Source organism: Streptomyces sp. 3MP-14 (assembly GCF_006334905.2).
Classification (GTDB): domain Bacteria; phylum Actinomycetota; class Actinomycetes; order Streptomycetales; family Streptomycetaceae; genus Streptomyces; species Streptomyces triticirhizae.
The window spans coordinates 188,301-212,289 of the sequence record NZ_VDLZ02000016.1; the positions used below are offsets into that span (position 1 = coordinate 188,301).

The window sequence follows — 23,989 nt, forward strand, 5'->3', positions numbered from 1 at the left end:
GAAGAGAGGCCACACGAACATGACTCGGGTCCTGGTGGTGGAGGACGACGCCCAGCTCGTCCGCGCCCTGGTGATCAACATGCGGGTCCGCGAGTACACCGTGGACGCCGCGCCCGACGGCGCCACCGCGCTGCGGCTGGCCGCCGCCCGCAAGCCGGACATCGTGGTCCTCGACCTCGGCCTGCCCGACATGGACGGCATCGAGGTGATCACCGGGCTGCGCGGCTGGACCCGCGTGCCCATCATCGTGCTCTCCGCCCGGCAGACCTCGGAGGAGAAGGTCCGCGCCCTGGACGCCGGCGCCGACGACTACATCACCAAGCCCTACAGCATGGACGAGCTGCTGGCCCGGCTGCGGGCCGCCGTCCGCCGCGCCGACGTCGGCACCGCCGCCGAGACCGAGGTCGTCACCACCGCCGACTTCACGATCGACCTGCTCGCCAAGAAGGTCCGCCGCGCCGGGCACGACGTGCGGCTGACCCCCACCGAGTGGCACCTGCTGGAGATCCTCATCAGCAACCCGGGCCGGCTGGTCACCCAGAACCAGCTGCTCGCCGAGGTCTGGGGCAGCTGGTCCGGCGGGCGGACCAACTACCTGCGGGTCTACATGGCCCAGCTGCGGCGGAAGTTGGAGCCCGACCCGGCCCACCCGCGCTATCTGATCACCGAGGCCGGCATGGGCTACCGCTTCGAGCCGGGCCCGCCGCCGGGCCCCGCGCCCGGCCAGCCGCCCGGCCAGGACGGGGTGGAGCCGTGAGACGCGGACGCCTGCGCGTCTTCCTCGGCGCCGCCCCCGGCGTCGGCAAGACCTACGCCATGCTCTCCGAGGCCCACCGCCGGCTGGAGCGCGGCACCGACGTCGTCGTCGCCCTCGTCGAGCACCACGACCGCCCCCGCACCCAGACCCTGCTGCGCGGCCTGGAGGAGATCCCGCGCGCCACGCTCACCCACCGGGGCGCCACGTTCCACGAGATGGACGTGGACGCGGTGCTCGCCCGCCGCCCCGCCGTCGCCCTGGTGGACGAGCTGGCCCACACCAACGTCCCCGGCTCCCGCAACGCCAAGCGCTGGCAGGACATCGACGAGCTGCTGGCCGCCGGCATCGACGTCGTCTCCACCGTCAACATCCAGCACCTGGAGTCGCTGGGCGACGTGGTCGAGTCCATCACCGGCGTCCGCCAGCGGGAGACCGTGCCCGACGAGGTGGTGCGCAGGGCCGACCAGATCGAGCTGGTCGACATGGCGCCCGAGGCGCTGCGCCGCCGGATGGCGCACGGCAACGTCTACGCGCCCGGCAAGGTGGACGCCGCACTCGCCCACTACTTCCGCCCCGGAAACCTCACCGCGCTGCGGGAGTTGGCGCTGCTGTGGGTCGCCGACCGGGTGGACGAGTACCTGCGCCGCTACCGCGTCGAGCACGACATCCACTCCACCTGGCAGGCCCGCGAACGGATCGTCGTCGGCCTCACCGGCGGGCCCGAGGGCCGCGCGCTGATCCGCCGCGCCGCCCGGCTCGCCGAGAAGGGCGCCGGCGGCGAGGTGCTGGCCGTCTATGTCGCCAGGGGCGACGGGCTGACCGCCGCCTCGCCCGAGGAACTCGCCGCCCAACGCGACCTGGTGGAGGGCCTGGGCGGCACCTACCACCACGTCAGGGGCGAGGACATCCCGTCCGCGCTGCTGGAGTTCGCGCGCAGCGCCAACGCCACCCAGGTCGTGCTCGGCGTCTCCCGCCGCAGGACCTGGGAGTACGCCCTCGGCCCCGGCATCTCCACCCAGGTCGCCCGCGAGGCCGGGCCCGACCTCGACGTGCACCTGGTCACCCACGAGCGGATGGGCAAGGGCCGGGGCCTGCCCGCAGCGCGCGGCGCCCGGCTCGGCACGCCCCGGATCGTCGGCGGCTGGCTGGTCGGGGTGCTCGGCCCGGCCGCGCTGACCGCCGTGCTGCTCGGCCTCACCTTCGAGGTGGGCCTCGCCAACGACGTGCTGCTCTTCCTCTCCCTGGTGGTCGCGGCCGCGCTGCTCGGCGGGCTGTGGCCGGCGCTGGCCTCGGCGGCCGTGGGCTCGGTGCTGCTCAACTGGTTCTTCACCGCGCCCTCCCACACCCTGGACGTCGCCAGCTCCCACAACCTGCTGGCGCTGGTGATCTTCTTCGGGGTCGCCGTCTCGGTCGCCTCGGTCGTCGATCTCGCGGCCCGCCGCACCCAGCAGGCGGCCCGACTGCGCGCCGAGTCCGAGATCCTGGCGTTCCTCGCCGGCGGGGTGCTGCGCGGCGAGACCAGCCTCCGCGAGCTGCTGACCCGGATCAGCCAGACCTTCGCCACCGAGTCCGTCGCGCTGTGGGAACGCGACCGGGAGGCGGGCCGGTTCGCGCGCGTCGAGGCGGTCGGCGGCGCCCAGCCGGCGCGGCCCGAGGACGCCGACGTGGACGTGCCGGTCGGCGAGAACCTGGCGCTGACCCTGCACGGCCGGGTGCTGCCGGCCGAGGACCGGCGGGTGCTGGCCGCGTTCGCCGCCCAGGCCGCCAGCGTGCTGGACCACCAGCGGCTCAAGGCCGACGCGCGGGCCGCCCGTTCGCTCGCCGAGGGCAACCGCATCCGCACCGCGCTGCTCGCCGCCGTCTCGCACGACCTGCGCACCCCGCTGGCCGCGATCAAGGCGGCGGTCTCCTCGCTGCGCTCGGCCGACGTCGCGTTCTCCGAGGAGGACCAGGCCGAGCTGCTGGCCTCCATCGAGGACGGCGCCGACCGGCTCGACGCGCTGGTCAACAACCTGCTGGACGCCTCACGGCTCCAGACCGAGACCGTGACCCCCGTGATGCGGGCCACCGACCTGGACGAGGTGGTGCCGGTGGCGCTGGCCAACGTGCCCGAGGGCCGGGTGGTCACCCACATCCCGGAGAGCCTGCCGATCGTCCCGCTGGACGCGGGCCTGTTGGAACGGGCGCTGGCCAACATCGTGGAGAACGCCGTCAAGTACGGCCCGCCCGACCAGCCCGTGCTGATCACCGCCAGCACGGTGGCCGGCTGGGTGGAGCTGCGGGTGGTGGACCGGGGCGCCGGGGTGCCGGACGAGGCGAAGGAACGGATCTTCGAACCGTTCCAGCGGCACGGCGACGCCCCGCGCGGCGGCGGCTTCGGCTTGGGCCTGGCCGTCGCGCGGGGCTTTGTCGAGGCGATGGGCGGCACGTTGACCGCCGAGGACACCCCGGGGGGCGGGCTCACCATGGTGCTGCGGCTCGCCACGACCCGGCCGGGGGCCGCGTCGCCGGGGGCTGCCCGGCCGGGGGAGGGGGCGTCGGCTCAGCAGCCGCCGCAGTTGTAGTAGGTGACGTCCCAGTGGTTGCCCTCGCGGGCGTAGATGTTGCCGGACGCCGACTCGTAGAGCGCGGCGCCGTCACCGCGCTGCCCGATGTAGGTGAAGGCGCTGGTCACATAGGAGTTGAGGCAGCTGTTGAGGCCGAAGTCCAGCTTGTAGCCGTTCCAGTGGCTGTAGGTCCCGCCGGCGTGGCCGGTCTCGGTGCCGCCGGTGATGTTCAACGGGCAGCCGCTGGCCGACTTCAGGGTCTGCGCGCCCTGCGCCGAGGCGAGGTTCAGCTGGTCGAACGAGGTGCAGGTCGGGTTGTTGCGGTTGGAACAGCCGCCGGAGGACGACCAGGTGATGCCGGAGGACGAGAACCGCGAGGTCGCCTGGGAGTGCGTGATCTTGGTGACCAGCGGCGCCACGGTCTCGGCGGTCACGGTCTCGGCGGCCGCCGGCTCGACGATCGCCGTCGGGCCGCTCTCGGCCGCCGCGCTGGCCGAGGGGGCGGCGAGGAACGAGGCGCCGGCGAGCGCGAGCACGCCGAGCACGGAACGAATGCGCATGTGGGGGAACCCTCCAGTGGTGTGGGGGACCGCCCCCGGAGCCCGGGGACGGTCGGCTGGTGAACGCGGACGGGCCATGCGGGTGTTCGGAACCTGCGGGCGACGGCGCGATGCCGCCGTGCGAACAGGATGGTGCCCGGATCTACGCGCGTTCGCCAGAGGGCGGGACCGTTCTTTCTTGTTCGGGGACAGTCAAGCCGCCGCATATGCCAGGGAGTTGGCGGAGCGTTGACGGGGGAGTGGACCAGGCGTGCGCGCCGGCGGGCGGAAGAGGAGCGCGCGCCGGCGCGTTGTCCCGTGCGTGAGGATCGGGGAGGCCGCTCGGGTCAGCGGCGTGAGCGTGCGGGCGTTGCGGCACTACGAGGACGAGGGCCTGATCGTCCCCGGCCGCCTGGCCAACGGCTACCGCGACTACTGCCGGCCGACCATCGGCCGCGTCCTGGCCGTCCGCGAACTCCTCGCGAGCGGCCTGCCGCTGCGGCTGGTCCGGCAGGCCCTCCCCGAACCGGACGCCGCCTCCCCGACCGGCCCGTCGACCGGCCCGCCGGCCGCGCCCCCGGCCGAACTCCTCGCCGAGATCGCCGCCTACCGTGACCGGCTCGCCGCCCATATCGCCGCGCTCCAGGCCCGGCAGGCGGCGCTCGACGCGTTCCTCCAACGAGCCGACGGCTGACGGCGCTTGACCCTCACGCCGGCGTGAGGCTCCTACCGTCCCGGGCATGGCAACCACCACCCACCCACCGACCGGCCCGGACACCATGCCGGCACTCGTCCAGCGCTCCTGGCGGGGCCCCGAGGACCTGGCGCTCAACCGCGACCACCCCCGCCCCGAGCCGGAGCCCGGCGGCTATCTGGTCCGGGTCGGCGCGGCCGGCGTCAACTTCGCCGACGTGCTGCGGGCGCGCGGCAGCTACGCCGGCGGGCCCCGGCCGCCGTTTGTCGCCGGCTTCGAGGCGGCCGGCGAGATCGTGGCCGTCGGCCCCGGCGTCAACGCCCCGCTCCCCGTCGGCTCCCCGGTCATCGGCGCCGGGCCCGGCGCGTTCGCCCGATATATGACGATGCCGGCGGCCGAGGCGCTGCCCGTTCCGCCCGGCTGGACGGCGGCCCAGGCCCTCGGCCTGGTCCTCAACGGGGCCACCGCCCTCGCGGCGCTCCGCCCGCTGGGCGAACTCGCCGCAGGCGAGACGGTGTTGATCCACGCGGCGGCCGGCGGCGTCGGTCAGACGGCGGTCCGCCTGGCCCGCCACCTCGGCGCGCGGGTGGTCGCCACCGCCTCGCCGGCCAAGCACGCGGCGGTGCGCGCGCTCGGCGTCGAGCACGTCCTCGACCCCCGACGCCCCGACCTGGCCGAGGAGATCCGCCGCCTGACCGGCGGCGTCGACCTCGTGCTGGAGTCGGTCGGGCGGACCACGTTCGCCGCCAGCCTGGCGGCGGCCCGGCCGGTCACCGGGCGGGTGGTCGTCTTCGGCGCGGCCTCCGGCGACGCGCACCTGACCACCCACGACCTCGTCTTCACCCACCCGGTGCGGGTCCAGGGCCTGCACATCGGCACCCTGGCGCGGGAGGCGCCCGCGACCTACCGCGCGCTGCTGGCCGAGCTGCGCGCGCTCGTCGACCGGGGCGTCTACCCGCCCGGCACCCCCGAGGTCCACCCGCTGGCCGAAGGCCCGGCGGTGCTGCGGGAGTTGGCGGCCGGCACCACCCGGGGCAAGCACGCCCTCGATCCCTGGCGCTGAGCCGGGCGGCCCGGTCGTAACGGCCCGGGGGCCCGGAGGCACCAGATGCCCCCGGGCCCCCGGGCCCCCGCCGTCGCGGCGCGGATCAGCGGACCAGCAGCCGGATGTACAGGAAGTCCACCTGGCACCTGGCCTCGCCCCACTGGCCGCTGGCGAGGATCTCCAGCGCCCTGGCCTGGCACAGGATCGCGTTGGGTGGGGTGTTCCAGTACCAGTCCCACTGAATCCACTCCCGGGCCTGCCCCTCCACGTCCCGGCTCTCGGCCGCCGCCGGCGCGGCGGCGGCCGGGCCTGCCGTGGCCAGCCCGCCGACGCCGATCGCCCCCGCCAGTGCCAGCGCCGTCCCGGCGGCACGCAGCCGTCGCGTCATCCTCATGTTCCCCACCCCTTCGAGTCCTTCTTCCCCTGCGGCGGATGTCCCGCTCGCTCTCCGACCGTAGGTGGCGATCGGTGGACCTCCCGCACGTTTCACTCCTGCGTGAAACGTGCGCGGCCCCGCGCCCTCCGCGATCCCCAACGCGCCGCGCCCGGCGGCCCGTTCAGGCGGGGGCCGTGCCCGAGGCGACCAGGATCGGGAGGGCCAGCAGCAGGCGGTCCCGTTCCGCGCGGCGCCGCTGGTCGGCGGCCCAGGCGTCCGCCTGCTCGGCGGTGACCGCGCCGGCCCCGGCCGCCGCCCGCGCCAGCGGGAGCAGCACCGGCAGCGCGTCCGGGCCGGTGAGCACCAGGGTGCGCACGTCGAGGCGCACGTCCGCGAAGCCCGCGTCCAGGAGCAGCGCACGGGAACGGCGCGCCGCGCGTGGCGCGGTCACCTGGTCGGCGCGGGCGTGCACCAGGGTCCGGGTGAGCGCCGGGTCGTCGGCGTCGATGACGAAGGTGTCCCAGTCCTGGCCCAGCAGCACGATCCGCCCACCGGGCGCCAGCACCCGGCGGGCCTCGGCCAACGCCCGTTCCGGCTCGGCCAGTTCGTGGAACACCTTCTCCGCCCGGTAGCCGCCGGCCGAGCGGTCCGGGAGCGGCAGCGCGTAGGCGTCGCCGACCCGCAGGTCGGCCCCGGGGAAACGGGCCCGGGCCGCCGCGATCATCCGCTCGTCCGGATCGACGCCGATCGCCGGCACCCCGCGTTCCCCCAGCTCGGCGACGGCCCGCCCGCCGCCGCAGCCGACGTCCACCACGGTGGCGGCGGCCCGTTGCCTGTCCGGGGCCAGCAACGCGTAGGACCGGGCCCGCAGTTCGGCCGCCCCCGGCAGCCGGTCGGCGGCGTCCAGCCGGGCGAGCAGCGTGGGAGCGGCCGGCCGCGCCTGGCGATCGTTCGTGGTGGGCGCGTGGTCGTCGGGCGCGTGAGGGTTGGGCGCGTGAGCGTCTGTCGTGTCGTTCATGCCCGCAAGGGTGCGAGTTCAGGTCGACCTGAGGTCAAGCGCGATCGCCCGGCGCCTCATCCGTTGTCGTCTGCCGGCGCCTGCTCCCGACCGTCGGCGATCAGCGGCTCGGTCACCGCCTCGGCGATCTCGGCCAGCGCGGCGAGTTGGGCCGGGGTGAGGCGGTCGATCAGGTGGCGGCGCACGGAGGCCACATGGTCGGGCGCCGCCCGTTCGAGCGCGGCGCGGCCCTCGTCGGTGAGGCGGGCGACCGTTCCCCTGCGGTCCTCGGCGCAGCTGTCCCGGGTGACGAGGCCGCGCCGCGCCATCCGCACCAGATGGTGCGAGATCCGGCTCTGCGACCAGAGCATCGAGCCGGCCAGCTCGGTGACCCGCAGCTCGCCGCCGGCCTCGGAGAGCTTGGAGAGCACGTCGTAGTCCGGGTCGGAGAGCCCGCTGTCGGCGGCGAGGTCGGCGGAGATCCGGGCCGTGAGCAGCAGTTGCATCCGCCGCCAGCCGCGCCAGGCGCGGTCCTCCTCCGGGCCGAGCCACCGCGGACCGTCGTCCGTGGCGACCGTCTCCCCCTGCTTTTCTTGACGTGTCATGCAGTCATGGTACGTTCTCCCTGTGCTTGACGTGTCATATAAACCGGTGTCCCTCCCGCGCCGACTGGCCACCCTGCTGCTCGGGCTCGCGCTCTTCGGCTGCTCGCTCGGCCTGCTGGTCCGCGCGGAGTTGGGCCTGCCGTCCTGGGACGTCCTGCACCAGGGCCTCGCCGAGCGCACCGGGGCCCCGCTCGGCCTGGTCGTCACGCTGGTCGGCGTGCTGGTGCTGCTGGCCTGGATACCGCTGCGGGAACGGCCGGGCGTCGGCACCGTCGGCAACGTGCTGCTGGTCGGCATCGCCGCCGAAATCACGCTCGAACTGGTCCCGACGCTGGACGCGTTGCCGCTGCGCTGGGCGGTGCTGGCGACGGGGGTCGTGGCCGGCGCGGTCGCCACCGGCCTCTACGTCGGGGCCGGCCTGGGCCCGGGCCCGCGCGACGGCCTGATGACCGGACTCGCCCGGCGCGGCCTGTCGATCCGCCGGGCCCGCACGGGGATCGAACTGGGCGTGCTCGCCGTCGGCTGGCTGCTGGGCGGCCCGGTCGGCCTGGGCACGGTGCTCTACGCGCTGACCATCGGCCCGCTGACCCAGCTCGCCCTCACCTGGCTGAGCCTTCCACCGCCGGCACCCCGGGCGGCGGCAGGCTCATCACTCCGGGTCTAGCATTCGCATACCGTGTGCAACGGTGCGCCGGCCCCCACCAGGTTCGGCCCGCCCGCCCTCCCGGAGAGACCTCAGAGAAAGCAGAACCACACCGTGCCTCGACTCAGCATCATCGTCGGCAGCAACCGCCCCGGCTCCAACGGCCTCCCCGTCGGCTCGTGGCTGCTCCGCCGGGCCTCGGAACGGGAGCCGTTCGGCGAGGTGGGCCTGGTGGACCTGGCCGAGGTCGGCCTCCCGTTCCTCGACGAGCCCGAGCATCCGTCGACCGGCCGCTACCGCTACCAACACACCCGCAACTGGAGCGCGTTGATCGACGCCTCCGACGCGTTCCTCGTCGTGCTGCCGATGTACAACGGCGGCTACGGGGCCGCGTTGAAGAACGCGTTGGACTTTCTCTACGCGGAGTGGCGCGACAAGCCGGTGGCGCTGGTCAGCTACAGCGCGGGTGCCTCCGGCGGCGCCCCGGCCGCCGAGGCGCTGCGGCCGGTGCTGGAACGGTTGGGGATGCGCCTCACCGGGGAGCCGGTGGCGTTGCCCGGGATCGACGAACTGGTGGACGGGGAGGCGGGGTTCCGGCCCACGCCGGCGATTGTGGCGGCGTTGGACGCGTTGCTCGACGAGGTGACGGCGGTGGCGGTGGCGGGGTCGGGGTCGGGGTCGGGGTCGGGGCGGCGGTAGGTGGTGCGGGTGGTGTGTTGGGTGCGGGGTTTGTCTGCGGGCCGGTGGCCGGTGCGGGTCAGCCCGACTGGTCGTTTGGTTCGTTGACGAGTGTTGTGGGTGGGGGGTTGGGGTTGTGGCGCGGACCACGACGCCGGGCCTAGATGGCGGACGATCGGCCGGGTGCGGGCGTAACGAATGACTGTGAGGGGCTGGCTGGGAAGGGGGGCGCGGCTTCCGGGAGGTGGGGTTCGTTGTCGGCGGGGTGGTGGGTGATGGCGGTGCGTGCCCTCCGGGCGCAGGGACCGCGCCGAGTTCGAGGGACGGTTGGTGAGTGGGGGCGTGCGTGGCGCGCACCGGCTTCGCCGGCCTGCTGCGGCGCGTGGCCCGTCCCGGAGTGTGGCCGATCGTCGGGCGACTCACGGGGACGGTGAAGGTTGGTCGTTGCAGGGTGCGGTGCTTCGCGGGGTTCGGTCAACGACCACGCTGCCGCGCGAACATCGCCTGCCGTCCTGGTAGTCCGCGCCCCGCCGACTCCCGCAGCGGGCGCGCCCGGAGGTGGGAGCCTCCCGCGCCCCCGCCGGACAACGCCCCACCTGAGCGTGACCCGAGCCTGACACCCGGCAAACTGCGGCATCAGCCCCGGGCGCTGCCTCCGCCAAGAGAACCACCCCCGCGTGCGCGGGGAGCAGAACCGCATCTCGTGCGGCGGGAGTGCCCGCCGGGGACCATCCCCGCGTGCGCGGGGAGCAGCTGGGCAGTACACACCGTGACCCACTCACCGGGGGACCATCCCCGCGTGCGCGGGGAGCAGTTCGGGACCGGGCAGCCCCTGCCCGTTGGGGTGGGACCATCCCCGCGTGCGCGGGGAGCAGGGGCTCCGCGCGCTCCAGGACGAAGCGCCGGCGGGACCATCCCCGCGTGCGCGGGGAGCAGACTTCGCCGACCGCAAGCGCTATGTGACGGGCGGGACCATCCCCGCGTGCGCGGGGAGCAGAGAAGCTGACCTGGGGTTTTATCGGTGGGGAGGGCGGTTTTTACTTACTTTCGCGGAAACCGGCATCGTGGACAAAACCCATTCCCCTCCTTGGCGTTCCTCACTGCTCGACGCCGGCCACCATACCGAGGTGGGGTGTTCGGGCGAGGGCGTTCCGCGTGAAAGGGGCGCCCCGCTCGGCCTGTTGGGGCGGGGGAAGCTGCTGGCTGGTCGGGGCGGTGGTCTTGGGGCTATCGGAGGTTGTCGAAGTCGCCTTGGCGATGCCGGTCTTGGGCGTAACCCGCCGGTCTGCCGCGAACCAGACCGGTTGCCGGCCCGGAGGTGATACGGCGGGCGCTCGTACGGTTCCTGGCCGCCTTCGGGCTGAACTTCGGCGCCTTCGACTGCTCTGTGACCGCCCACGGCGGATAGTGACTCGAAGACGCGGCCGGGCTGCGGATCACCACCGCCATCGCAGACCTGTTGGAGAACGGAGACGAGTCGGCATGAGTGAACCCCTGCCGTCGGAACACCTACGAGCGGACCTCGCGCGACGCCTGTCAAAGACCGGTGCTTTGCGCAGTCCGGCATGGGAAGCGGCCGTGTTGTCCGTACCCCGCGAAGCGTTCCTCTCGCGCGGCTGGTTCGAGTACGAGGAAGGCGGTTGGTACCGGCCTGCGGCAGGCGACTCGGCAGAAGGGCTCGCGCGGATCTACGAGGACGACACCCTCGTGACGCAGGTGGCCGGTGGCGTCTTCCCCGATCAGGTGGAGGGGCGCATCGCGGCGGCGCCCTCGTCCTCGTCCACTCTGCCGAGTCTGGTCGTGCGAATGCTCGAGGACTCGCGGGTGACGGAGGGAACGCGTGTGCTGGAGGTCGGCACGGGCACGGGTTACTCAACCGCCCTGCTGTGTCGGGTCGTTGGCGAGGACAACGTGACCACCGTCGAGGTTGACGCCGAGGTGTCCGCCCGTGCCGGGATCGCGCTCGCGGGTGCCGGCTACTGGCCCACCCGCGTGGTCGGCGACGGCCTGGCGGGCGACAGGGACGGCAGTCCGTACGACCGCGTGATCGCCACATGCGGCGTGCACACCGTGCCGGCCCACTGGCTCACGCAGACCCGCCCCGGCGGGGAGATCCTGGTCACCGTGGGCGGATGGATGCACGCCTCCGAACTCGTACGGCTGACCGTCGCAGACGACGGGACGGCAAGCGGTCCGGTCCTTGGCGGAGGGGTCTCATTCATGCTGGCCCGCCCTCACCTTCCGCCCCCGCTGGGCATCCTGCCGAACCTGGGTGAGGGGGACGCGGTGCCCGCAGAACTGGGCGCGGATGTGCTCGACGACGGGACCGCTCGTTTCGTGGCGCAGTTCGCGGTACCGCGCGCACAGCGACTCACGCTGGAACGTGACGGCCGGGTGGAACACGTCGTGATCGACATGGACGCCGAGGCGTGGGCGGTCGTCTTCCGGGACGGGGAACGGCGGTTCGTCCGCCAGGGCGGCACGGCACGCCTGTGGGGCGAGATCACCGAGCGCGTCGCGCGGTGGCAGAGGGACGGGTGCCTGCCCGCCGACCGTATGCGCCTGCACGTCGGCCCCGACGGACAACGCCTCACCTGGCCGTGACCCCGGGTCGGACTTTCGCTGTGCTGTGGCGTCAGGCCCGGGCGGTGCCCTGGCCGAGAGGACCATCCCCGCGTGCGCGGGGACCACGTCCAGCACTCGATCGAGACGCTGGCCGCCACGGGACCATCCCCGCGTGCGCGGGGACCACAGAAGCTGACCTGGGGTTTTATCGGTGGTGAGAGCGGTTTTTACTTACTTTCACGGAAACCGGCATCGTGGGCAAAACGCCCATCCCCTCCTTGGTGTTCCTCACTGCCTGATGCTGACCACCCTAACGGGGTGGGGTGATCGGGTTGGGGGCGTTCGGCGTGAAAGGGGCGCCTCCTGGTCCTGTTGGGGCGAGGAGCGCTGGGTGGTTGGGGCGGTGGTCCTTGGGGCTATTGGAGGTTGTCGAAGTCGCCTTGGCGATGCCGGCGCGCCCGCTCCCGGGAGGGGACGGTGCGCGGGCTATCTCGACGGCAGGCGTTGTTCGCGCGGCAGCGTGGTCGTTGACCGGATCTCACGAAGCACCGCATCCTTCAACGACCAACCTGCACTGTCCCCGTGAGTCGCCCGACGCTCGGCCACTTTCCGAGACGGGCCATGTGCCGAGGCAGGCCGGCGAAGCCGGTGCGCGCTACGCACGCCCCCAGTAGCCAGCCGGCCCTCGAACTCGGCGCGGTCCCTGCGCCCGGAGGGCACAGCCGCCACTCCCGACCACCCCCGACGACAACGAATCGACCCTCCGGAAGATGCCCCTCCCCCTCCCAGCCAGCCCCTCACAGTCATTCGTTACGCCCGCACCCGGCCGATCGTGCGCCATGTAGGCCACACGTCGTAGTCCGCGCCACAACTCCAACTCCACACAATGCGTCTCGTCAACGAACCAACCGAGCAACGGGCTTACCCGCACCGGCCACCGGCCCGCAGACAGACCGGACACACACCACCCGCACCCACCCCCGCGTGTGCGGGGAGCAGAGAAGCTGACCTGGGGTTTATCGGTGGGGAGGGAGGTTCTTACTTACTTTCGCGGAAACCGGCGCCATGGACATGAGGCCATCTCCTCCTCGGCGTGCCCGACTATCCGGCGCTGGCCTTCAGTGCTTGAGGTGGTCGATGAAGGTCGTCCAGGCCGGGGTGGGCAGGACGAGTGCGAGCCCCGGGTTCTTGCTGTCGCGGACGGGGACCGCGCCAGGGAAGCCGTCGGCGACCTCGACGCACTCCCCGTTGCCCGCGCTCCGGCGGGGCTTGCGCCATGCGGCGTGGGCGAGGTCGGAGACCCGGCCCGATTCGCTGTTCATAGCTCGGCCTTCCTGTTCGTAACGAGTGTCAGGCTGGCGGACGCGCGCCTCACCAGTGTCCCCGGATGGCCGGCGCCGGAGAAGGGGCGAACCCCGGCGCCTGTTGGGGCGGCGGGGTTCGGGAGGGGGAGAGGCCGGCTGGTCGGGCCGGCTGTCTCGGGTCGGTCAGAGGTTGTCGAAGTCGCCCTTGGCGATGCCGCCTTTGAAGGCGGCCCACTCGCCTGCGGTGAAGCAGAGGTGGGGGCGGTCGGGGTTCTTCGAGTCGCGCAACGCGACACCGCCGTCGGGCAGGGGGGCCAGCTCGAAGCATTCACCATTGTTGGCGGTCAGGCTGCTCTTCTGCCAGACGAGGGTGCTCGGATCGGTCGCGTACAACTCGGGTTTCTGCATTACTCTTTCCTGTCCTTGATACGTGCCACCAGATCGCGGGACGCGTCAGGGCCGAGCGCCGTGCTGGCGAGCGCCCGGAAGAGGCGGTTCAGGCGGCGAAGATCACGCGGATCGTCGATGGGCACGCTACCAGCGACCGATTCGCTGAAGGCCACCTCGGGCACGTCGCCCGGGAATTCGTAGACGCGGAAGCCTGCGATCTGGCATCCCTCCTCGCCCTTCTCGTAGGGGATGACCTGCACCTTGACCTCCGGGCGATCCGTGATGCCGAGCAGGTGATCCAGCTGTTGCCGATGCACGGCGCGGCCACCCACCTCGAACTCCAGCGCCGCCTGGGTGATCACGTAGTGACACTGGAGCGGAGTCTCCGTCTCCAGCAGTCGCTTCCGCTGTCGCATCAGGCGGACCTCGACCAGACCGTCGATCTGGTCGGGGCCCAGGGAGGCGAAGCCAACGGAGGTCACGGCCCTGGCGTACTCCTCAGTCTGCAACAGGCCCGGGAGCAGGGCCAGTTGGTATTCCCGCACACTCTGGGCTGCGTTCTCGAACGAGATGTTCTGCTCGTAAGAGCTGCTGATGACGTCGCGGTAGGGCGCCCACCACGGGGAACGCCGCTCGTTGGAGTCGGCCTGGAGTCGAGCCAGTTCCTCGCGCTGCTCGGCGGACACCTGGAACAGATCCATCAGCTTCCCCAACATCTCCTGTGAGCAGGCGCGCTTGCCGTTCTCGATCCGGCTGAGCATGGAGTCGTCGCATCCCAGCTTCTTGGCGACCTCGGTGAGTTTGAGGCCGTGCTCCTCGTCGCGGAGCCGTCTCAGGGCTCGCCCCAGCGCGATGCGGGACATCAGCACGGTGCTGGTGTTGTTCGTCGCCATCGTTTCTCCCAACTGCCGGATCGGCCGGTCTGGTTGTCGCGATCATCCCTGGTGACTCGATCGATCACAAGTGCGATGTCAATTGACTAGGCCGCTGACTTGACGATGCCGGGGGTGTGTCGTCATCGTAGAGACATCACGCCGGGCATCGTTCACGCAACTGACAGTGATCTTGTCCGGGGTCAGATGCCGCGCCCAAGCAGGAGGTGCTCATGTCTGTCGTCGCCCCCATCACCGATGAACAAGGCGTGTACGGCTGGCAGTTAACGGCTCGGGTGCGTGACATCGAGCGTTGGCGGGCGATCGCCGGCGCCGTCGTGAGCCGACTCGGTGGTGACGCTGAGGCAGTGGAGCTGGCGCGGCTTGGCGTCAGTGAACTGCTCTGCAACGTCGTCAAACACGTCGCTCACGACCCGAGATGCAGGCTGAAAATCACCCGCGAGGGTGAACGTATCCGCGTCTCCGTGAACGACCGCTCGTCCCGTGAGCCCAAGGCGGCCGTTCCCGACTGGAGTTCGGAGAGCGGGCGCGGGCTGTGGCTGCTGGGCCAGATGGCCGAGGAGTGGGGCTACTCGCCGGCGGGGGAGGGGAAGTCGGTCTGGTTCCGCTTCCCGGTCGCCGGGCAGCGGGCCACCTGATGGGCGGCGAGTGGGAGTTCGCGTTGCCCCTGCCGGGGCGGTGGGGGGCCAACTCCTGGGTGGTCGGGCCGTGTTGGTTCTTCTGCGGGCATCAGGTGACGGCCGTGGTGTGGATCGGGGCGGTTTCGACGGTGGGGGCGCACGCTCCGCTGTACGCCTGCGGGACCTGTCTGGATCAACTGCACGCGATGGTCTGGGACTTCGCGGAGTCGGGGTGGAAGGCCCGCTACCGGCGGGCGCGGACGGTGTTCGGGCGGCGGCTGCGGCGGTCGGCCGACGCGTATCAACCAACGGAGACGAAGGGGAGCGGCGGGGGATGACCGAGATCGTTCGGGGCGCGGAGTGGGTGTTGTGCCGGGAGCGGGGGCCGGGGGTGCCGGAGGGCATCTACGGGGCGGAGTGCATGAGTTGCGAGGCGCGTTCGCCGCTCTTTGATGACGACGAGTTGCCGGTGGCGGTGTGGTCGATCCAGCACACGGCCGAGTTCCCGGAGCACACGTTGTTTCTGGCGCGGACGGAGCGGCACTGGCGGGTGGTGCCCCGCCCGCACGACCCGGCCCCGGCGCAACCGCCGGACGGGGGCGGGGTGTTGGGGCCGGCGTTCGTCGGGCTGATGTGCCTGCTGACGGCGCTGTCCGGCCTGCTGCCGGCCCTGAACTACTGACCAACCAACCACGCAAGTTCAGCAAGTCAACTCATCGACAAAGACAAGGGTTCTTCATGCGTACGACGATTGTCCGTTCCTCGGTTCCGTTCACCTTCCACGTGTTGGCGACCACGGTGTCGAACCATGTGTTGATGGTGCGGGGGAAGCGGGAGGGGATGGACGACGGGTGGGTGCTGCCGCACGGCACGGTGCCGCAGGGGCGGTGCGTGATCCTGGCCGCGCGGGAGGTGCTGATGCAGCAGACCGGATGCGACCGTTCCCTCGCCGAGGTCCTGGCCATGACGCCGACGACGGACGAGGAGGGTGAGTTGAACGGGTTCTCCTATGTGCTGGATGGTGGGGTGTTGCCGGAGGTGCCGGACAACGACCCGGTGGAGGGGGCGAGTTGGGTGCCGATGCGGGAGTTGCACGAGCCGCCGGCGTTGTACCAGTACGCGATCATCGCCGCCGGGCAGCGGCGCCGGCTGCCGTTGCTGGTCAACGCCGACCGGCCCGAGGCCGCCTTCAGCTGATCAGCGGGCGGCCAGCCGGCGGCGTGCCCGGGTTGCCCTGGTGGGTGAACGCCGCCCACAGGTGCGGCGCGTCGAGGTCGCGGCGCGCCGCCTCGCGGGCGAGGTCCGGCGGGAGGCCGGGGGGCGGGGTCCGGTCGGGGTCGAGCATCCAGAGCTGGGCGGTGCGCAGCGCGTCGGGCGGGGCCTGGCCGCGCCGGGTGAGGGCGTCGTGGAAGACGGCCATCATCACGGCGGTCGCCCCGTCGTCGATGGCCCAGCGCGAGCCGATGACATCGGTCGCGCCCCGGCTGACCAGCGCGGTGGCCAACGTCAACGCCTCGTCGTGGTCGCGGGTGCTCAGGTCCGTCTCGCAGGCGCTGAGCACGACCAGCGGGCCGGCCGTCGTTCCGGGCGCCGCGCCGGCGCGGTCCAGGATGTCGGCCACGGTCAACTCGCCGTCGCCCGGGCCGTTTTCGGGCGCGGCGAGCCGCAGCGCGGAACGGGCCGGGTGCACCCCGGCCATCGCGTGACACGCCAGGTGCACGATCGCGGCCGGCGCCGCGCCGCCGGGCAACGCGGCCAGCACCTCCTCCGGCGTGCCGGCCGCGTCGCCGGCGTCGGCGGGGGAGAGGAACGACCCGTAGCGCGACGCTTCGGGGTAGTGGGCGCGCAGCGCCGCCGTCTCGATCTCGGCCCAGACGAGGGTGAGGTGGGGGTCGGAGACCAGCAGCTGCCCGGCCTCGGCGGGCAGCCGCTCGCGCCGCGCGGCGCGCAGGAACTCAGCGCCGGAGGACGCGTAGCTGATCACGGCGGAGTGGCAGGCGTACCGATACGCACCGTGTTCGTTCCCGACGCGGGCCGCGTGCCAGGGAACGGCGCCGAGCGGGCCGCAGGGTACGAGCACGACGCGGGGCGCGCGGCCGGGAGGCCGGCCGACGGCCCGCAGAACAGGGCGCAGCACGGCCGGCCCGGCCCAGTCGCACAGCCCGCGCAGCTCCACCCGCCAGTGGCCGTCCCACGCGGCCCGCCAGCTGGAGTGCACGCGGGGATCGCCGCCCGTGCGGGAGCGGTTCGCCGCCGCGTCGAGGTAACGGTCCAGCGGCGTGCGGTCGTCCAGCCGTTTGGGGATCGTCTCGTCCATGACCAGTTCCGGGAGCGTCAGCGATGCGGCGCCGCCGGGGCGGACGATCAACGCGACGCCGGGGACGTCGGGCCGCCGGCCGGGAACGAGATACACCAGCGCATCCACGCCGGCCGCCGTCAGCCCGGCGGCCAGTGCCTTCGGCTCCGGCGGCCGCAGCAACTCGCCCGGAACCCGTTCCCGCAGCGCGTCCAGCGCCAGCCGGCGCAGGCCCGGCGTGAGGAACGCGTCGCCCGCCGCCCCCGGCAGCGGGCCGGCGCCGGTCTCGGCGCGCCATCGCGCCGCCAACTCCCGTTCCCCGCGCGCCTCCAACCGCTCGGGCACGCCGCGCGCCACGGAGGCGGCGCGCAGCACCAGGGCCCGGCCCAGCTCCAACGCGTACACCGCCTGGGCCGGCCGGCCACCCGCCTCGCGCGCCAGCCACAGCGCGTGGGTCGCGCCGGCGCGGGCCACGGACAGCCCGTGCTCGGCGCCGGACTGGAGCAGCACGTCGTCGGCCAGGACGGCCAACGCCTCGCGGCGAACGGTTCGGGCGTTGGACAGGTCCCGATCGGACCGGTCGCCGCCCCACTGGCCGCGCAGCCACAGCGCCTCCGACAGTTGCACGAGCACCTCGCCGCTGTGGGGTGGGCAGCGTCCCTCGATCAGCAGGTCGCGGCATCGGGCCAGGACACGGATCGAACGCTCCAGCACCGCACGGTCGTTGAGGTGCCGGGCGGCGTGCAGCAGGGCGCGGCCCAGGGCGTGCAGGAGTAGGGCCTCGCTGTTCGGGTGGGGATGCGGGGCGGCCAGGGCCTCGCGCGCCGCCGCCAAGGCGTGGGAGACCGCCTCGCGGACGGGTGCCAGCGAGACCAGGCAGGCGAAGGCGTTGGCCCGCAGCATGGGGAGGAACGCGGCGAGCGTGGCGGGCACCCGGCGCCGGTCGGTCTTGGCCAACTCCAGATAGTGGCGCGCCGCCGCGGCGGTCAGCTCGCGATCACCCGCGCGGGCGGCCAGTTCGTGCTCCTGCGCGGCCAGGGCGTTCAGGACCGCGAAACGCAGCTCGTGATCGGTGGGCAACGCGGCCAGCAACTCGGTGAGTTCGCCGACCAGGCGCCGCAAGGTGTCGAGGTCGCCCTCGCGCTGGGCCCGGACCCGCTCCCGCTGGATGGTGGCCAGCGCCGGCGGCACCTCGACCGAGCGGCCGGGGCCGTTGGCGTCCAACTCCCGTGCGAGTGCCAGCACATCGTCGCCGAGCCGCAGGCTGCCGCCGAGCTGCGCCGCCGCGTCGAGCCAGCCGGTGAGCAGCGCGGTCAACACGCGGCGGGTTTCCGGGGTTTGCTCGTCGTTCTCGGGCAACGCGTCCAGCAACGCCCGCAGTCGGGCGATGCCCAGCTCCAGGCGCTTCAGGTCGCCGGTCTGGGTGAGTCGGATCATGTCGAGCAGGAGCATCAGGTACTGCTCCACGTCGAGCGGGCTTCGCCAGGTGAACCCGCCCTCGCCGGCGGCGGGGTCCGGCTCGGCCACGGCCTCCTCGTCGATCTCGTCGGAGTCCATGGTGCGGGGCGCCGCCAGGTTGGCGCGCAGCAGCAGGGCGGCGTGCAGGCGGGCGGCGCGGGCCCGTTCCGGCCCGGGGGCGGAGGAGGCTGACCGTGCGGCGAGCCCCAGCCGGGCGGCCAGTGCGCGGGGCTCCGGCTCGCCGCAGCGGAGGTCGGTCAACAGTGCGTGGAACGTGGCGAGTTCGGGCGTGTCCAGCCCAAGGTCACGCACCTCGTCGGCGGCGCGGGCGCGGGGAACGGCCGGATCGTGGGCCGTGGCGCAGAGCCAACCCAGCAGCCGGCGGAAACGCGGAACGTCGTCCGAGGCCCAGCGCAGCACCTCCCGCACCGCCCGCGCCAGCTCCGCGTCGTCCTCCGCCACCCGCGCCCCCGTTCCCCGTTCCCCGTTCCCGCCCGTCTCCGTTCCTCGATGGTGCCCCAGGCGCCCGCCGCCCGGCCGGCGTCGACCGGGCAACGGCCGGGCGGGCACCGGAAGTTGGCCGGCCGGCCCGCCCCGCCCGCCCCCGTCTCAGAAGTCGTAGTCGTCGATGTTGTCCGCGTTGAAGCGGGTTGGCGGGCCCAGGGTGATCACGCCGTCGGGGCCGACGGTGTACTCGCCCAGTTCGCCGGCCGTGAAGGTCTCGCCCTCCGCGCCGGTGATGATGCCGGAGGCGACGGCCGCGCCGGCGTAGGCGGCGAGTTCGCCGAGCGCGGTCGGGTCCCAGAGCGCGAACTCCGTGACCGTGCCGTCCGCGACGAACTCCCGCATCTGGTTGGGCGTGCCCAGCCCGGTGAGGGCCACCTCGCCCCCGTACTCCGAGCCCTGGAGGTAGCGGGCGGCCGCCGCGATGCCGACGGTGGTGGGGGAGACGATCGCCGCCAGGTCGGGGTGGGCCGCCAGGAGACCCTGGGTCTCGCGGAAGGACTTCTCGTCCTCGTCGTCCCCGTAGGCGACGGCGACCAGTTCGATGTCGGCGTAGTCGGGGTTCTCGGCCAGCTCGGCCTCCATGGTGTCGATCCAGGCGTTCTGGTTGGTGGCGTTGGCGGTGGCCGACAGGATCGCGATCTCGCCCTCGCCGCCGATCTGTTCGGCGGTCATCTCCAGCAGCGTGCTGCCGACCTCGGCGCCGTCCACCTGGCTGACGAAGACGTCGCGGCACTCGGGCGCCACGTCGGAGTCGAACGTCACCACCGTCGTCTCCAGCGAGCGGGCCTGTTCCAGCGCGGAGCACAGCGCGTTGGGGTCGTTGGCGGACAACAGCACGACGTCGGTTGCCTGTTGGCTGAGCGTGTTGACATAGGACAGCTGGGAGGAGGCGGAGGCGTCGGAGGGGCCGGTGTACTCGTAGGAGCCGGCGAGTTCGTCGACGACGCGTTCGGCGCCCTCGCTGCTGGCCTCGAAGTAGGGGTTGTTGACGGACTTGGGCAGCATCGCGACGCTCAGGTCGGTCGCGTAGGCGGCGTCCGGGTCGGCGGTGGCGTCGCCGGCGGGGGCGTCGTCGCGTTCCTCCTCACTGTCCCGGGTGGTGCCGCCGCAGGCGGCGAGGGTGAGGGCCAGGCCGAGGGCGAGCGCCGTCCGGCGGGCGCGGGTTCTGCCCGGTTTCGTGGTCGGGGCCGGGGTGCGGGTCATGGAGGGCCATCCCTTCGTGTCGGCTCGGGGAGTTGAACGGCGGTGCGGGCGACGGGCGTTGGGTGGCGGCGGAGGCGGGCGCGGAGGGCCGCGGAGACGTTGGGCAGCAGCACGGAGAGGATCAGCAGCGTTCCGGTGATGACGGTGAGCGCGTCGGCGGAGACCTTCGCCAGGCGCAGTGCGTTCTGGAGCGAGGTCAGCAGCACGACGCCGGCGACCACGCCCAGCAGCGTGCCGCGCCCGCCGTAGATGGAGACCCCGCCGAGCAACACGGCGGCGACGACGGTGAGTTCCAGGCCCTCGGCGTTGTCGGCGCGGGCGGTGGAGTAGCGCAGCGTCCAGTAGACGCCGACCAGCCCGGCGACCGCGCCGGAGACCACATAGAGCCAGAACTTGGTGCGCTCCACCGGGATGCCGGCGAACGCGGCGGCCGTGTCGTTGGCGCCCATCGCGAAGATCGCCCGGCCCACGGGCGTGGCGTGCAGGGCGAGCGCGAACGCCACGACCAGCAGCAGGATCGGCGGGACGACGTTGGGCACCCAGCCGTCGCCCAGCGAGCCGTTGGCCCAACGGGTGTAGTCCCGCGCGAAGTCGGCGACGGCTGTGTCGCCGAGGAGGACATAGGCCAGGCCACGGTAGAGGGCGAGCGTGCCGATGGTGACGGCCAGCGAGGGCAGGCCGAGCACGGTCACCAGCAGCCCGTTGACCGCGCCGAGCACCGCGCCGGCCAGCACCGCCAGCGGCACGATGGTCTCCAACGGCAGCCCGCCGGCCCAGAGTTCGCCGATCAGCGCGCTGGTGAGGCCGACGGTGCTGGCGACCGACAGGTCGATCTCGCCGCTGACCACGATCAGCGTCATGGGCAGCGCCAGCAGCAGCACCGGCGCGAGGTCCAGGATCAGGAACGTCGCGTTGCGCGTCGTGCCGAACTCGTCCACCGCGCCGGAGGCGACGAGCAGGGTGAGCACGGTGAGCGCGACGACCGCCGCGTCCCAGCCGGCGAGGCGACGGGGCAGGCGGGGCCAACCGCGTGCGCGGGCAACGGGTGTGGTCTCAGCGGACATGGGCGTCGTCCCTTCTGCGGAGCGAGGCCGCGACGCGCAGCGCGACCAGCCGGTCCAGGGCGATGGCCGCGATGATCAGCGCGCCGACGACGGCCCGCTGCCAGAACGGGTCGACGCCCAGCACCGGCAGCGCGTTGTTGATCACGGTCAGCAGCAGCGCGCCCAGCGCGGCGCCGTAGACGCTGCCGCTGCCGCCGAAGATCGCGACGCCGCCGACCACCACGGCCGCCACGATGTCCAGCTCCATCCCGTAGCCGGCGGAGGCGTCGACCGTTCCGTAGCGGGCCGCGTAGAGCACGCCGCCCAGCCCGGCGAGGGTGCCGGAGACCACATAGGCCAGCAGCAGCCGGGACGGGATGGGCAGCCCGGCGAGCCGGGCGGCCTCCTCGTGGGAGCCGATCGCGTACAGGTCGCGGCCGGCCCGGTGGCGGCGCAGGAACTCCCCGACGGCCAGCAGCACCCCCACCGCGATCAGGAAGAGCCAGGGCACGCCCAGCACCCGCGCGGTGCCGAAGTCCAGGAAGCCGCGCGGGAGTTCGCCGGCGCTGATCCGGGAGCCGCCGGCGAGGAAGTAGACCAGGCCACGGAAGACATAGAGGGTGCCGAGCGTCGCCACCAGCGCCGGCACCCGGCCATAGGCGATGACCAGTCCGTTGACCGCCCCGCAGGCCGCGCCGATGGCCAGCCCGACCAGGGCGGCGAGCGGAACGGGCAGCCCCGGGTGGTCGGCGAGCACGGTGGCCGTGCCGAACGCGGACAGGCCGAGCACCGAGGCCACCGACAGGTCGATGCCCCGGCCGACGACCACCATCGTCATCCCGCAGGCCAGCAGCAGGGTGAGCGCGGTGGCCAGCAGGATGTCGCGGATCGACTGGGCGGACAGGAAACGGGAGTTGGCCAGCCAGGTGACCGCGACCAGCAGCACCAGCGCGACCAGCAGGCCCAGCGCGCGGAACCGCAGCACCGCGTCGAGCAGCGCGGCGCCGCCGCGTTCCCGCTGCGGCGGGCTCTCGGTGACGGTCATGCGATCGCCTCCTCGCCGGGCGCGCTCCCGGGGGAGCCGGCCGTGGTCTCGTGACCGGTCGCGGCGCGGATCACCCGTTCCTCGGTCGCCTCGGCGCGCGGCAGCTCGGCGACCAGCCGGCCCTCGCGCATCACCAGCACCCGGTCGGCCATCCCGAGCACCTCGGGCAGCTCGGAGGAGATCAGCAGGATCGCCACGCCGTCGGCGGCGAGCCCCGCGATCAGCCGGTGCACCTCGGCCTTGGTGCCGATGTCGATGCCCCGGGTCGGCTCGTCCACGATCAGCACCCGGGGCTCGGTGGCCAGCCACTTGGCGAGGACCACCTTCTGCTGGTTGCCGCCGGAGAGCGTGCCCACCGGATCGTCGAGGTCGCCGTAGCGGGTGCGCAGCCGCTCCGCCGACTCGCGGGCGGCGCGCCGCTCGGCGCCGCCGACGAGGAAGCCGAAGCGGGAGAGCTGGCGGGCGCGCGGCAGGGTCGCGTTGCGCGCCACGGACAGCGCCAGCACCAGGCCCTGTTGGCGCCGGTCCTCGGGAACGAGGGCCAGCCCGGCGGCCATCGCGGCCCGGGGCCGGCCCGGCGGCAGCGCCCGGCCGGCGACCGTGACCGTTCCGCCGTCGCGCGGGTCCACGCCGAAGATGCCGCGCGCCACCTCGGAGCGGCCCGCGCCGACCAGCCCGGCCAGCGCCACGATCTCGCCGGCCCCGACGTGGAACCCGACGTCCCGGTAGACGCCGGCGCGGCTCAGGCCCTTCACCTCCAACGCCGGGGCGGCGGGCGGGCGTTGGCCCGGGGCGTCCGGGGCGTCCCGGGCGTCCGGGGCGTCCCGGCGGTCCTGGCGGTTCCGCCGGTCCTGCCGGACGAACAGCGCGTCGGGCTCGCGGCCCACCATCTGCTCGACCAGCCGGTCCACGGTGGTCTCGGCGAGCGGGGCCGTGGAGACATGGGCGCCGTCGCGCAGCACGGTGACCCGTTGGCACAGCGCCGTGACCTCGGCGAAGCGGTGGGAGACGAACAGCACGGCGGCGCCGTCGGCGCGCAGCGCCTCGACCACCGCGAAGAGCCGCGCCACCTCGGGCCCCGACAGCGCGGCCGTCGGCTCGTCCATCACCAGCACGCGGGCGCTGAGGGAGACGGCCTTGGCGATCTCGACGATCTGCTGGTCGGCGATCGACAGGCCGCGCGCGGGGCGGCGCGGGTCGAGCGGCACGCCGAGGCGGGCCAGCAGGGCGCCGGCCTCGGCGCGCATCGCGCGCTCGTCGATCCGGCCGAACCGGCCGCGCGGCTGCCGGCCGACGAAGACGTTCTCCGCGACGGTCAGGTCGGGGAAGAGGCCCGGCTCCTGGTGGATCACGGCGAGCCCCGCGGCCCGCGCGTCCTGCGGGTTCCTGAACTCGACGGGCGCGCCGTCGAGTTCGACGCGGCCCCGGTCGGGGCGGTGCACCCCGGCCAGCACCCTGATCAGCGTGGACTTGCCGGCGCCGTTCTCGCCGACGAGGGCGTGCGCCTCACCGGCGCGCAGCGCCAGGTGCGCGCCGCGCAGGGCGGCGACGGCGCCGAAGCTCTTCCACACGTCGCGCAGGGCGATCACGGGGGCGTCGTCCGGGTCGGTGGGGCGGGAGGCGGCCATGGACCCTCCACTCGTGAATCGATTCATGCCGTGCGCATGACACGGCTTGGACCGTGGGGCGGGTGGGGTGGGGGACTGCGTGCGGGAAGGGGCGCGGGTCGTGGGGGCGGTTGGGGCCCCGGAGCAGGTCTGGGAAGGTTGGTACCCATGCCTTCCC

Annotated in this window: 23 protein-coding genes and 1 CRISPR repeat array; of the genes, 11 read left to right on the top strand and 12 right to left on the bottom strand. The window is 73.3% G+C overall.

The annotated features are described in order from the left end of the window. The first annotated feature begins 19 nt into the window (after positions 1–19). Together FH609_RS24845 and FH609_RS24850 are read left to right on the top strand one after the other, a co-directional pair. A complete protein-coding gene (locus tag FH609_RS24845) occupies positions 20–757 on the top strand; it encodes a response regulator (protein WP_139671683.1) in 738 nt (245 codons plus the stop codon). Then, positions 754–3,321, top strand: a complete 2,568-nt coding sequence (locus tag FH609_RS24850) for a sensor histidine kinase (protein ID WP_139671262.1) — start codon at positions 754–756, stop codon at positions 3,319–3,321. Before FH609_RS24845 ends, FH609_RS24850 begins: the two co-directional genes overlap by 4 nt. Here FH609_RS24850 and FH609_RS24855 read toward each other — a convergent pair. Then, positions 3,300–3,863 carry a hypothetical protein gene (locus FH609_RS24855; RefSeq protein WP_139671260.1) on the bottom strand — a complete coding sequence of 188 codons (564 nt, stop codon included), beginning with the start codon at positions 3,861–3,863 and terminating at the stop codon, positions 3,300–3,302. The two genes, FH609_RS24850 and FH609_RS24855, sit on opposite strands and share 22 nt — an antisense overlap. Positions 3,864–4,164: 301 nt before the next feature. Here FH609_RS24855 and FH609_RS24860 point away from each other — a divergent pair, with 301 nt between their 5' ends. Both FH609_RS24860 and FH609_RS24865 read left to right on the top strand, forming a co-directional pair. After that, positions 4,165–4,536, top strand: coding sequence for a MerR family transcriptional regulator (locus FH609_RS24860; protein ID WP_139671257.1), 372 nt, complete (start codon positions 4,165–4,167; stop codon positions 4,534–4,536). A 46-nt stretch (positions 4,537–4,582) separates the two neighbouring features. After that, positions 4,583–5,599: an NADPH:quinone oxidoreductase family protein gene (locus FH609_RS24865; RefSeq protein ID WP_139671255.1), complete on the top strand. Its 1,017-nt coding sequence runs from the start codon at positions 4,583–4,585 to the stop codon at positions 5,597–5,599. A gap of 85 nt (positions 5,600–5,684) precedes the next feature. Here the strand turns inward: FH609_RS24865 and FH609_RS24870 are convergent, their stop codons facing one another. The 3 genes from FH609_RS24870 to FH609_RS24880 form a co-directional block, all read right to left on the bottom strand. Next, a complete protein-coding gene (locus FH609_RS24870; protein ID WP_139671252.1) occupies positions 5,685–5,975 on the bottom strand; it encodes a hypothetical protein in 291 nt (96 codons plus the stop codon). Positions 5,976–6,138: 163 nt separating this feature from the next. Then, positions 6,139–6,975, bottom strand: a complete 837-nt coding sequence (locus FH609_RS24875) for a methyltransferase domain-containing protein (RefSeq protein WP_139671249.1) — start codon at positions 6,973–6,975, stop codon at positions 6,139–6,141. A gap of 56 nt (positions 6,976–7,031) precedes the next feature. Further along, the gene (locus tag FH609_RS24880) at positions 7,032–7,559 is read right to left on the bottom strand and encodes a MarR family winged helix-turn-helix transcriptional regulator (protein ID WP_139671245.1); all 528 of its coding nucleotides are present in this window, start codon (positions 7,557–7,559) and stop codon (positions 7,032–7,034) included. A 46-nt stretch (positions 7,560–7,605) separates the two neighbouring features. Between FH609_RS24880 and FH609_RS24885 the strand changes: the two genes are divergently transcribed. The 3 genes from FH609_RS24885 to tgmC all read left to right on the top strand — a co-directional run bounded on the left by FH609_RS24885 (position 7,606) and on the right by tgmC (position 11,484). Further along, on the top strand, positions 7,606–8,223 hold the full coding sequence (locus FH609_RS24885) for a YczE/YyaS/YitT family protein (RefSeq protein WP_226961925.1): 618 nt from the start codon (positions 7,606–7,608) through the stop codon (positions 8,221–8,223). A gap of 93 nt (positions 8,224–8,316) precedes the next feature. Then, a complete protein-coding gene (locus FH609_RS24890; protein WP_139671238.1) occupies positions 8,317–8,901 on the top strand; it encodes an NADPH-dependent FMN reductase in 585 nt (194 codons plus the stop codon). 642 nt (positions 8,902–9,543) lie between these two features. Beyond that, a CRISPR array of direct repeats spans positions 9,544–9,877; the repeat unit is 29 nt; unit sequence GGGACCATCCCCGCGTGCGCGGGGAGCAG. 485 nt (positions 9,878–10,362) lie between these two features. Then, positions 10,363–11,484, top strand: coding sequence for an ATP-grasp peptide maturase system methyltransferase (tgmC, locus tag FH609_RS24900; RefSeq protein WP_139671236.1), 1,122 nt, complete (start codon positions 10,363–10,365; stop codon positions 11,482–11,484). 1,079 nt (positions 11,485–12,563) lie between these two features. On the opposite strand, the gene FH609_RS24905 is transcribed toward tgmC, so the two are convergent. The 3 genes from FH609_RS24905 to FH609_RS24915 form a co-directional block, all read right to left on the bottom strand. Next, positions 12,564–12,767 (bottom strand): DUF397 domain-containing protein, encoded by a 204-nt coding sequence (locus FH609_RS24905; RefSeq protein WP_139671234.1) that lies wholly within the window; start codon positions 12,765–12,767, stop codon positions 12,564–12,566. Between the two features lie 165 nt (positions 12,768–12,932). Further along, positions 12,933–13,157, bottom strand: coding sequence for a DUF397 domain-containing protein (locus FH609_RS24910; protein ID WP_139671231.1), 225 nt, complete (start codon positions 13,155–13,157; stop codon positions 12,933–12,935). Then, a complete protein-coding gene (locus FH609_RS24915) occupies positions 13,157–14,032 on the bottom strand; it encodes a helix-turn-helix domain-containing protein (protein ID WP_139671228.1) in 876 nt (291 codons plus the stop codon). The genes FH609_RS24910 and FH609_RS24915 overlap by 1 nt, the downstream gene beginning before the upstream one ends. Positions 14,033–14,244: 212 nt before the next feature. Here FH609_RS24915 and FH609_RS24920 point away from each other — a divergent pair, with 212 nt between their 5' ends. From FH609_RS24920 to FH609_RS24935, 4 genes are read left to right on the top strand one after another with little or no spacing between them, the layout of a single operon-like run. Then, positions 14,245–14,670, top strand: coding sequence for an ATP-binding protein (locus tag FH609_RS24920; RefSeq protein WP_139671225.1), 426 nt, complete (start codon positions 14,245–14,247; stop codon positions 14,668–14,670). Beyond that, positions 14,670–14,990: a hypothetical protein gene (locus FH609_RS24925; protein ID WP_139671222.1), complete on the top strand. Its 321-nt coding sequence runs from the start codon at positions 14,670–14,672 to the stop codon at positions 14,988–14,990. The genes FH609_RS24920 and FH609_RS24925 overlap by 1 nt, the downstream gene beginning before the upstream one ends. After that, positions 14,987–15,334 (top strand): hypothetical protein, encoded by a 348-nt coding sequence (locus FH609_RS24930; RefSeq protein WP_139671219.1) that lies wholly within the window; start codon positions 14,987–14,989, stop codon positions 15,332–15,334. The genes FH609_RS24925 and FH609_RS24930 overlap by 4 nt, the downstream gene beginning before the upstream one ends. Before the next feature lie 56 nt (positions 15,335–15,390). Next, positions 15,391–15,849: an NUDIX domain-containing protein gene (locus tag FH609_RS24935; RefSeq protein WP_139671216.1), complete on the top strand. Its 459-nt coding sequence runs from the start codon at positions 15,391–15,393 to the stop codon at positions 15,847–15,849. On the opposite strand, the gene FH609_RS24940 is transcribed toward FH609_RS24935, so the two are convergent. The 5 genes from FH609_RS24940 to FH609_RS24960 form a co-directional block, all read right to left on the bottom strand. Continuing rightward, positions 15,842–18,868, bottom strand: a complete 3,027-nt coding sequence (locus FH609_RS24940) for a CHAT domain-containing protein (protein ID WP_139671213.1) — start codon at positions 18,866–18,868, stop codon at positions 15,842–15,844. The two genes, FH609_RS24935 and FH609_RS24940, sit on opposite strands and share 8 nt — an antisense overlap. Before the next feature lie 147 nt (positions 18,869–19,015). After that, the gene (gene rhaS / locus FH609_RS24945) at positions 19,016–20,116 is read right to left on the bottom strand and encodes a rhamnose ABC transporter substrate-binding protein (protein ID WP_139671210.1); all 1,101 of its coding nucleotides are present in this window, start codon (positions 20,114–20,116) and stop codon (positions 19,016–19,018) included. Beyond that, a complete protein-coding gene (locus FH609_RS24950; protein WP_139671207.1) occupies positions 20,113–21,180 on the bottom strand; it encodes an ABC transporter permease in 1,068 nt (355 codons plus the stop codon). Before FH609_RS24950 ends, rhaS begins: the two co-directional genes overlap by 4 nt. After that, a complete protein-coding gene (locus FH609_RS24955) occupies positions 21,170–22,204 on the bottom strand; it encodes an ABC transporter permease (RefSeq protein ID WP_139671204.1) in 1,035 nt (344 codons plus the stop codon). The genes FH609_RS24950 and FH609_RS24955 overlap by 11 nt, the downstream gene beginning before the upstream one ends. Further along, positions 22,201–23,832 (bottom strand): sugar ABC transporter ATP-binding protein, encoded by a 1,632-nt coding sequence (locus FH609_RS24960; protein WP_139671201.1) that lies wholly within the window; start codon positions 23,830–23,832, stop codon positions 22,201–22,203. Before FH609_RS24960 ends, FH609_RS24955 begins: the two co-directional genes overlap by 4 nt. Between the last annotated feature and the right edge of the window lie 157 nt (positions 23,833–23,989).